Source organism: Methylobacterium sp. WSM2598 (genome assembly GCF_000379105.1).
GTDB lineage: Bacteria > Pseudomonadota > Alphaproteobacteria > Rhizobiales > Beijerinckiaceae > Methylobacterium.
On sequence record NZ_KB900609.1, the window covers coordinates 6,868,407 to 6,878,024 of the forward strand.

At 70.8% G+C, this 9,618-nt stretch carries 6 protein-coding genes and 1 pseudogene; 5 read left to right on the forward strand and 2 right to left on the reverse strand.

Going from position 1 to position 9,618, the window contains the following annotated elements; all coding sequences use genetic code 11:
* The first annotated feature begins 159 nt into the window (after positions 1-159).
* Positions 160-2,301: a globin-coupled sensor protein gene (locus MET2598_RS0132025; protein ID WP_018263617.1), complete on the forward strand. Its 2,142-nt coding sequence runs from the start codon at positions 160-162 to the stop codon at positions 2,299-2,301.
* Positions 2,302-2,490: 189 nt separating this feature from the next.
* Here MET2598_RS0132025 and selD read toward each other — a convergent pair whose 3' ends face one another.
* Positions 2,491-3,540 carry a selenide, water dikinase SelD gene (gene selD, locus MET2598_RS0132030; RefSeq protein ID WP_012335770.1) on the reverse strand — a complete coding sequence of 350 codons (1,050 nt, stop codon included), beginning with the start codon at positions 3,538-3,540 and terminating at the stop codon, positions 2,491-2,493.
* A gap of 251 nt (positions 3,541-3,791) precedes the next feature.
* Complete coding sequence (locus MET2598_RS37785) at positions 3,792-4,709, reverse strand: radical SAM protein (protein ID WP_236728855.1); 918 nt, start codon at positions 4,707-4,709, stop codon at positions 3,792-3,794.
* Positions 4,710-4,777: 68 nt separating this feature from the next.
* Here MET2598_RS37785 and MET2598_RS0132040 point away from each other — a divergent pair, with 68 nt between their 5' ends.
* The 4 genes and pseudogenes from MET2598_RS0132040 to MET2598_RS37790 all read left to right on the forward strand — a co-directional run.
* Positions 4,778-5,188: a hypothetical protein gene (locus tag MET2598_RS0132040; RefSeq protein ID WP_018263619.1), complete on the forward strand. Its 411-nt coding sequence runs from the start codon at positions 4,778-4,780 to the stop codon at positions 5,186-5,188.
* A 250-nt stretch (positions 5,189-5,438) separates the two neighbouring features.
* Positions 5,439-6,101, forward strand: a complete 663-nt coding sequence (locus MET2598_RS0132050; RefSeq protein WP_018263621.1) for a hypothetical protein — start codon at positions 5,439-5,441, stop codon at positions 6,099-6,101.
* Between the two features lie 1,037 nt (positions 6,102-7,138).
* Entirely contained in the window at positions 7,139-8,056 is a 918-nt protein-coding gene (locus MET2598_RS41780; protein WP_157182309.1) for a hypothetical protein, read from the forward strand.
* Between the two features lie 391 nt (positions 8,057-8,447).
* Positions 8,448-9,618: pseudogene (locus MET2598_RS37790) on the forward strand (RHS repeat-associated core domain-containing protein); the annotation flags it as partial.

A 9,618-nucleotide genomic window follows, 5' to 3' on the forward strand; every position in this document is an offset into this window, starting at 1 on the left:
GCTTAAACGCGCTGAACTCATCAGTAAATCAAGTCAAACTCAGGGGTACTTTCATCGCAAATTAATTTCCGAGGCGCCTGTAGGAATCACGTCAGGAACATACACCCATCTTGGGACTTCCGCCGCGCGGCGCGAAGGCAGAATGACGGAGACGATCCGATGCTGATGCGGCGCGCCGAGACGCCATGCGAGGCCGAACTTGCCGACCAGCTCAACTCATTTCCTCCCGAACAGCAGGCCGTCTTGCCCGAGCTGCGCCGGCTGGTCGAGTCCGGGATCGACGAGGTGCTCGGCACCTTCTACAGCGCGGTGGCGCGCGATCCGGCGTTGAGCCGGATCCTCGGGCAGAGTTCGGGGGTGGACCGGCTCAAGGCGGCCCAGAAGGCGCATTGGCTGCACCTGCTCTCCGGGCGGATCGACGCGGATCTGCGCGCACGCGGCGCGCGGATCGGCGCCGCCCACGTCCGCCGCGGCCTCGAACCGCGGCACTCCATCGCCGCCTACGCGTTCCTGGCCGAGCGATTCCTGGAGCGGGTGATCGGCCGCCGGGACCGCAGGACCCGGCGGGCCCAGGCGCTCGTGCGGGCCGTCTTCATCGACATGGAGATCGCCCTCTCGGCCCATCAGTCCGGCACCGAGGCCGAGTTCCGCGAGCGGGAGGCCGCGGCGCTGGCGGGCTCGGTCGAGACCGAGATGCGCCTCGCCAACCGGGCGATCAGCTCCGAATCCGAGCGCCTGAGCGAGACCGTCGCCCAGATGCGCCGCGCGATCGAGGCGGTGGAGGGCGGCAACGCGGTCGTCGACCGCAACGCCGTGGCCACGTCCCAGGGGATCCAGCAGGTCGCCTCGGCCAGCGAGGAGATGGTCGCGTCGAGCCGCGAGGTCGGCCGGCAGGCCGGCGACACCTCGACCCTGGTGCGCGAGGCGGTGCGCAAGGCGGAGGATGCCTCGCGCATCATCTCGCGCCTGAAGGACAGTTCGGGCCGCATCGCCGAGGTGGTGCAGCTGATCGACGGGGTCGCCCACCAGACGAACCTGCTGGCCCTGAACGCCACGATCGAGGCGGCCCGGGCCGGCGAGGCCGGCCGCGGCTTCGCGGTCGTCGCCGCCGAGGTCAAGGAGCTCTCCCGGCGCACCGCGGAGGCCACCAAGGAGATCGCCCGGCAGGTCGAGGACGTGGTGGGCGCGACCTCGGCGGCGGTCGAGGCCGTCGCCGCCGTGACCGGCTCGGTCACGGCGATCGACCAGGTCGCCTCCTGCGTCGCCGCCAACGCCGAGGGCCAGATCAGGGCGCTGCAGGAGATGACCGGCAGCGCCCAGACCGTGGCGGGCAGCGGCGCCGAACTGACCGAGAGCGTGCAGACCATCGCCACGGGCGTCGAGGCCGCCCTCGGGGTCGCCGGCCGCGTCGACGAGGCCGCCGCGCGCATCATCGCCCTGTTCGACCAGCTCGAGCGGCGGCTCGTGGTGACGGTCCGGGCCTTCAGCGCGACCGACAACCGCAGGGCGCCGCGCGTCCCGGCCCGCTGGCCGGCCAGCTTCGAGGCCCCCGAGGGCAGGGCCTCCCTGCGCACGATCGAGGTCTCGGAGGGCGGCTTCCTGATCGACGCGCCGCCCTTCGCGACGGAGGCGGGCCGTGAGGGCACGCTCGACCTCGCGGGGATCGGCCGCTTCGCCGTCGAGGTCGCGGGCGAGCAGCCGCTCGGCACCCGCCTCAAGATCCGGCCGAGCGAGCCCGAGGCGATGGACCGGCTGCGCGAGCGGATCGCCGCGATCCTCGTCAGCCAGCAGAGCCTCAAGGCCGCCCTGCGCGGCGCCGCGGACGGGATCCAGGCCTGTTTCGCCGAGAGCCTCGCGGGCGGCGCGGTCACGCTGGCGCAGCTCTTCGACGAGGATTACGCGCTGATCCCGGGCAGCGCCCCCAAGCAGTTCCGCACGCGGGCGCTCGCTTTCCTCGACCGCGTCCTCCCCCCGTTCCAGGAACCGCTGCTCACCGCCGATCCCTCCGTGGTGTTCTGCGCCGCGGTCGACCGCAACGGCTGGCTGCCGGTGCACAACACGACGTACTCGCTGCCCCAGGGGCCCGACCCGGTCTGGAACGAGGCCAACTGCCGCAACCGGCGCCTCTTCGACGACCGCACGGGCCTGAGCGCGGCGCGCAACCTGCGCGATTTTCTGGCCCAGACCTATCCGCGCGCGCTCGGGGGCGGCCGGACGGTCCTGATGATGGACCTCTCCACCCCGCTCACGGTCGCCAACCGCCACTGGGGCGCCCTGCGCATGGGTCTCACCCTGGAGTGATCCGGTTCCCGGGGACGACGCCGACCCGGCCCGGCGCCGAGCGGTCGCGAGGGCCGCGCCGCCCATCCCGGGATGCGCGCGGCGCGGGCTGCGCAGGAGGCGGGGCGGCCCAGGGTCTCGCCGCCGCCTCCGACCGGCGCACCGATCCGAGAGCCCGAGCGCGGAGGTGGGCCGCTTCCTGCACGCCGCTCAGGCCTCGACGCGCAACCCCGCCGGCCCCGCCTCGACGCGGCCGACGATCGCCGCGGCGGGGTAGCCGGCGGCGCGGATCCGGTCGCGGATCGCCTCGGCCGGCCCGGCCGCGCAGGCGACCAGCAGCCCCCCGGAGGTCTGCGGGTCGGTGAGGAGGTGGCGGCGCCACTCCGGGAATCCGTCCGGCAGCGCGACCTCGGCCCCGAAGGCGCCCCAGTTGCGGTGCGAGGCCCCGGTGACGAAGCCGTCCCGGGCCAGCGCCGCGGCCCGCGCGAGGAGCGGCACCGCCTCCGCCTCGATCACCACCCGGACGCCTGCCCCGCGGGCCAGTTCGAGCCCGTGGCCGACGAGGCCGAAGCCGGTCACGTCGGTCATGGCGTGGACGGCGGGATCGGCCGCGAGCTCCGCCCCCACCCGGTTGAGGAGCGTCGTGGTGGCGACGAACTCGGCGTAGCCCGCCTCTCCGAGGGATCCCCGCTTGATCGCCGCCGCGTAGACGCCAACGCCGAGCGCCTTCGTGAGGATGAGCCGGTCGCCCGGGCGCGCGTCCCGGTTGCGACGCACCGCCTCGCGGCGGCAGCTGCCGATCACGGCGAGGCCGTAGATCGGCTCGGGCGTGTCGATCGAGTGCCCGCCCGCGACCGGGATGCCGGCCTCGGCGCAGAGGCTCGCCCCGCCCGCCAGGATGGCCGCCACGGTCTCGGGTGCGACCCGGCCCACCGGCATGCCCAGGATCGCGAGGGCGAGGAGCGGCCGCCCCCCCATCGCGTAGACGTCCGAGATCGCGTTCGCGGCGGCGATGCGGCCGAAATCGCGCGGATCGTCCACCATCGGGGTGAAGAAATCCGTGGTGGCGATCAGGCAGGTGCCGTCGTCGAGGGCCCAGACGGCGGCGTCGTCCGAGGTCTCGTGGCCGACGAGGAGCCGCGCGAAGGGGCCGCCGGCCGGCTGCCCGGCGAGCAGGCCCCGCAGGATCGCCGGATCGAGCTTGCAGCCGCAGCCGCCCCCGTGGGCGAGGCTGGTGAGGCGGACGGGTTCGGCACTCATGGCTCCTCCTGTGGGATCTCGCGCGGCCGGCGCTCATTGCGGATGTCGGCTTCGCTCAGGCGCCGCGCGGGCTCGTGATCCGGGATCCGCCTCGATCGAGCGGATCCCGGATCAGGCCCGCGCCCGGACGATGGTGGTGCAGGCGCTCTCGAGCTTCGGCAGGTCGCGGGCGGCCGCGAAGCGGACGGCGAGGCGGCGCTCCTCGCCCCGCGCGACCGGGCAGTAGGGATCGACGGCGTCGAGGTTCCCGCTCAGCCGGCGGCGCCCGGCGCAGCCGCCGCGGCAGGTCGCCGCGTGGGCGCAGCCGCGGCAGGGCGAGGGCAGCGCCCGCGCCGCCGCGAAGGGCTCGGTCTCGACGATGGCCGGGCCGACGTCGAGGAGGGCGGCGAGGTCCTGCCCGGCCCCGCCCCAGTAGACGCAGGGCAGCACCCGGCCCGGGGCGTCACCCGCACGGTGCCGGCCCCGCAGCCGCCGCGCCGGGGCGGAAGGCCCGCCATGGCCCGCACCAGGGGTTCGCCGATCGCGATCGCGTCGGTCTCGGCGAGGAGCCGGGCGAACCCGTCCCAGTACGCCTCGTAGCTCAGCGCGAAGGCGTCGCTGCGCACCGCCTGGTAGACGTTGACCCGCAGGGGCGCGTCGAACCGGGCGGCGAGCGCGGCGATCTCCGCGAGGCGGTGGTAATTCGTGCGCATCATCACGGCGATGAAGGTCACGCCGAGCCCGAGGCGGCGGCAGCGCGCGGCCTGGTCCATCACGAGGTCCCAGTTGCCGGCGCCGCGCTGCGCGTCCTGCTCGGCCCGGGTCGGGTAGTCGATCGAGAACTCGACCTCCGCGAAGGCCCGCAGGTCCGCATCGTCGAGGCGCGCGATCGAGTGGCCGTTCGACGTGATGGTGAGCTTGACCGGCGCCTCGCGGAGGAGGGCCAGGAAGGCCGGGAAATCCGGATGCATCCCGTTCTCGCCGGTGCCGAGATTGACCGAGCGCACCGGCAGCCGCGCCAGCACCGCCCGCACCTGCGCGAGGTCGAGCCGGTCGGCGCGGTCCGGATCCCGGTAGCAGAACGCGCAGGCGAGGTTGCACTCGCTGGTGAGGCCGAGCCCAAGGGCGAATCCCGCCCCCGGACCGGAGGGGGCCGCGGGCCCCGCCGCCGTGCCGTCCCTCTCCCGCATGCCTCGCTCCTCCGGCGCCCGCCCCGGCGAGCCTACACGCTCCCGTCTTCGCGCGGAGGGGGCCCGCGGTGACGCCCGCCCGCGGCCGGCCCGGCGCGATCACGATCCCGTGCCCCGCCGGCCGGCGGCGCGTCACCGCCCGCCGCGCGGTGGCGTCGCGTCCGGCCTCGGCTACCATGGGCGGGAGGATCCGCGTCGAGCGGGGGCGGCGGATGAGCGGGACGGCGGGCAGGCGGGCGGTTCTGGTCGGGCTGGGGGCGGGCCTCGCCGGCAGGCCCGCGCGGGCGCGGCCGGGCGACGCGCCGCCCTTCGTCCTCACCGGCATCCCCGACCCGGACGAGAGCCGGCTCGTCGCGCGCTTCGGCCGGGCGGCCGCCCCTCGGGAGGCCGGCCTCGGCGCGCCGGCGCGCTCGATGCCGGTGAGGAGCGACCCGGCAGCGGTCACGGCCTTCACCACCGGGCCGGTGCAGCCGGCGTGATTCGGCGGCTTCACGAGGCGGCGATCTCGGAGCCGCGCTGCGACGCCGCCGGGGGGCTGATCCTGGCCGCCTGCCCGATGACGAGGGCGCTCGACGCCCTCGCGCGCGGCCGACCCGCCTGCCGGCGCCGGTCCGCCCGCCGGACGAGGCCGCGCCGGAGCGGCCCGGCCCCGACGACCCCGCGACCCGAAGACCCCGCGCCCCAAAACCTCGCGCCCCAAAACATCTCCTGGAGCCAAGGACGAGACCCATGCGCACCGATCCCTTCCTCGACACGTGGCTGTTCCTGACCGGCCAGCAAGGCGACCAGGCCGCCCTCGGGCCCTGGCGCTGGATCCTGGTCGGGCTCTTCGCCCTGCTGCTGCTCGGCAGCCTGCTGGTGGCGGCGCGCGAGTGGATCCTCGACCCGGCGCAGCGCACGGGGCGGGACCTCGTCACCTGGCTCCTGCGCACCGCCATCGGCGCCATGTGGTTCCAGGCCGCGTTCTGGAAGCTGCCGCTCCTCACCACCGAGAACGGGCTTCACTACTGGACCGAGCAGGAGGTGAAGTACGCCGCCTTCCAGGCGCATCGCGACCTCGTGGCGCAGCTTCTTCTGCCGGTGCCGAATTTCTACGTGCTGAACGCCGCGGTGCTGGCGACGGAGCTCGGCTTCGCGGTCTCGCTGATGCTCGGGATCGGGGTGCGGGCGGCGGGCGCGCTCGGCGTGGTCTTCCTGGCCCAGCTCTGGCTTGGCCTCTACCAGCACCCGCAGGAATGGCCCTGGACCTACGTGGTCCTGGCCGGGCTGATGGGGCTGTTCAGCGTCGCGGGGGCCGGGCGCAGCCTGGGGCTCGATGCCGGCCTGCGGCGCGAATACCCGCCGCAGATGACGAACGGCGCGGCGGGCGCCTTCGTGCGCGCCGCGACCTGAGGGCGGGACCGCCGCGCCGGTCAGCGCACGCGGCGGATCCAGAGGCGCTCGACGCGCGGGTGCATGGCGGCGACGACGGCGAGCGCGCCGGCGGCGGCGGAGAGCATCACGATGAGTTCGGGCATGCGCCCCCCTACTCGGCCGCGCGCCGCCCCGGCCATGCGGCGGCCTGCCGCGAGACGATCGGACCCTCGCGGTTGGGTCCGAAGAAGGGGGCGAGGATTGCCGGCGAGGGTGCGCGTCCGGAAGGGCCGGGCGGCGGTCCCGGCCCGGATGCACGGTTGCGGCGGGGCGCCGCCCGGCGCGCGCCGCCGGTCGGGACGTCGATCAGCGGCGTGCAGCGTCGTCCCCGCGGCGTCACGGTGGCGGCTCGCCTCGACGCGCATGAGGATTCACCCGGCCGATCACAGGTTCGGCGCCGCGGGGGTGAAGGCATCGTCCTGCGTTGGATGATGAGGTGCTGATCCCTCTTGCACGGAACGGATCGACGGCGGGAAGCCGCGCAGGGCGTTGTGCGCGGCAGCGGAGATGACGTGAAAGGTCCTCGACAGCGAAGCGCGCCTCGGCAAGACCGTGATACGATCGAGATCACTTCGATAATCTTCAAGACCGATCTGGTTTTCACCTCATCAGGTGCGCCATCGCGCCCTGCCCCCGCATAGCCGCAGATCCGAGAAGCGATCGCAGTGGTACATGCACCATCGCAGACGAGCCGGTTCAGGTCCTGTCGCGTGCGGCGGCAAAAATTGTGCGTGATGTATTTGTATTCGATGTACGAGGTATTTATTCACTGAAGAGCGATCGCCGATGCAGACGATGCCGAGCCCGAGCGCGGCCGCTGTTCGCGATCGTGCGGGCCGCCGAGTCTTTCCCCCGCATCGCGGCTTGCTTACTCAAGGAAATAATGGTTCCATCATCCGACGATATACGCCAGATTTGCGGAGCGCCGGGGGATTGACCTCATCCAGACATCCAAGTCATGTTTTGGCTCGGCGCTGATTTTTCTTACATGGACTGCACAGGCCGCTGCCCTATGCGTGCTCCCCTATCAGATCTCCAACGGTCAGCCGGCCGATGCATCACAACTGATGGCGAATCTCAATGCTCTCGCCAATTGCATTAACGGCGCGCCAGGGGGAACCCAGAACTCAATACAGTACAAGGATAGCAATGGTGGGTTTGCCGGCGTTCCTCCGCTCGCGAACGGCCAGCTTATTATCGGCTCATCCAACAATCCACCCAAAGCCGCATCCATCACAGCCGGCAGTGGCATCATTGTAAGCAGCGGACCCGGTAGCGTCACCATATCATCAGCCGGCGGCGTTGCGGTTCTTCGGGAATTCGGCCCGTACTCGCCACCGACTGCAGCGAGTTTCACGTACATCGACGGGGCAGGAGCATCACCACCAACCATCACCAACGTTCCAAGCGTCGGATTAGTCTATTCAGTGCCGGCTTCCTCCTCGATGCAAACTTATCGCGGAGTCTACAGGCCGATCCCGGCAACGGCTCCCTGGACAATCACTCTTCGCTACAAATACATGCATTCCACTGCAAACTGGCCGTCGTTCGGAGTATGGGTCAAAGACACATCAGGTAGGATGCTCGGTCAAGTCCCCGAATCTGGGGCGATCATTGTCAAAAGGCTTAATTCCAATACAAATTTTAACTCGAACGTTTACACCTTCGCCGCGCCCGATGGGCCCCAATGGGCTCGCGTGAGCAACGATGGATCTAGCATCAAATTTGCAATATCCTGGGATGGGCAGAATTGGATTAATACTTATTCTGAGTCGGTCACCGCATTCCTGAATGGGAATTTGAAGTGGGTCGGACTGGGCGGACTGACTGATTTCAATCAGACGGACCTGTGGCAACCCGGCTCCACACTCGGCGGAGTTGTGACCTACTGGGATGCCCCAGACGACCCCGCATCCAGCAGGGCCGCCCAATAGCATATCACACCATCATACGATTTCGTCGTAACGAGGCAATTCCGCGCCCCCGTGAGAATGGAAGATGTAAAATGTTATTACGATGGAAAAATATTTGCGGTGATATATATTCGTCCCTTTGGTGCGCTTCACTACTAATATTGCTTCCAATCCAGAATACAAACGCGAAAGAGATATTGTACACTTACGATCTTAATTACAGGCTCGCGACGTCCCTCTACGACAATAACGTATGCATATCCTACTTGTACGATGAGAACGGAAATCGTGTCAGTCAGATCAATACTGTTGGCGGCGCCCCCGTGACGGCCACCTGGGGTACTGGGAAATGGGGCTGCTTTCAATGGCTTCCGTAGGGGAGCCGAAGAGTGCGCAATCGCGGGAGGCAGCCATGAGCGTACTTGGAAGCGTGGGGACCGGGCGAAAGTGGATTGCTCTTCTGGCGGCTTGGCTGATCGTCGGGATCGCATCGACGCGCGTCGTGGCCGCGAGGACCGAGGCTGAGGGGGCCGATGCATTCCGCCTTGCAATCGTCCAGCTGGCCGAGCCGCTGGTCCGGACGCGACCGACGACCGCCGCCGAGGACCAGGACCTCGCGGCCGCGCTGGCACGCTTTCGCGCGCGGGCCCAGGTGGACGACCTCGCGGCCCTCGAAGCCTTCCTGGATGCGCACCCGGACAGCGGCTGGGCGCCCGCGCTCTGGCTCAATGTCGGCCTGACCTATCGCCATTACGGCTACGTGACGCGGGCCGGGACGGCTTGGCGCGCGGCCTGGCGGCTCGGACGCGCGGCGCAGGATCCGGAGGCGCGGGCGCTCGTGGACCGCGCCGTCGGGGAACTGGCGCTCCTCCTCGCCTCCCTCGGGGACAGCGACGCCCTGGCGGCCCTGTTCGCGGAGATCGGGGCGAGGCCCGTCACCGGCCCGGCGACGGAGAAGATCCAGGTCGCCCGCGAGACCCTGGATCTCGTCACCAAGGATCCGCGCCACCTGTTCAATTGCGGGCCCCTCGCCCTGCGAAGCCTCCTCGTCGCGCGTGGGGGCAGCCCGGCGGAGGCGGAGGCGCTGCGCTGGCTCCGGGTCGGCCCGAACGGCACGAGTCTGGCGGAGGTCTCGGCGCTGGCGAGCAAGGCGGGGGCCCCGCATCGGCTCGTGCGGCGCGAGCCGGGCCAGCCGGTCCCGGTGCCCTCCGTGATGCACTTCAGGGCCGGGCACTTCGCGGCCATCGTGGCGGCGGAGAACGGCCGCTTCCACCTGCACGATCCCGTCCTGGGCGGGCAGGAGCTGTGGCTCACGACCGGCGCCGTGGATGCCGAGGCCAGCGGGTACTTCCTGGTGCCCGACGGCGCGGCGAAGACCGCCGGCCAGGATTGGAGGGAGGTCGCCCCCGCCGAAGCCGGTCAGGTCTGGGGCAAGGGACCGACGAACGGCGTCGTCCCGGGCGATGCCGGGGATCCCCTGGCCAGCGCGCCGAGCCCGAATTGCGGGATGTGCGGCACCAACATCAAGGAGGCCACCGTCGGCCTCACCCTGTCGGATATGCCGGTCGGCTACGTCGGGACTG

What these genes read in the sequence shown, in the direction of transcription:
- MET2598_RS0132025 (WP_018263617.1), top strand. Translation starts at nt 160, where the DNA reads ATGCTGATGCGGCGCGCCGAGACGCCATGCGAGGCCGAACTTGCCGAC.
- MET2598_RS0132050 (WP_018263621.1), top strand. Translation starts at nt 5,439, where the DNA reads ATGCGCACCGATCCCTTCCTCGACACGTGGCTGTTCCTGACCGGCCAG.
- MET2598_RS37785 (WP_236728855.1), bottom strand. Translation starts at nt 4,709, where the DNA reads ATGCGGGAGAGGGACGGCACGGCGGCGGGGCCCGCGGCCCCCTCCGGT.
- selD (WP_012335770.1), bottom strand. Translation starts at nt 3,540, where the DNA reads ATGAGTGCCGAACCCGTCCGCCTCACCAGCCTCGCCCACGGGGGCGGC.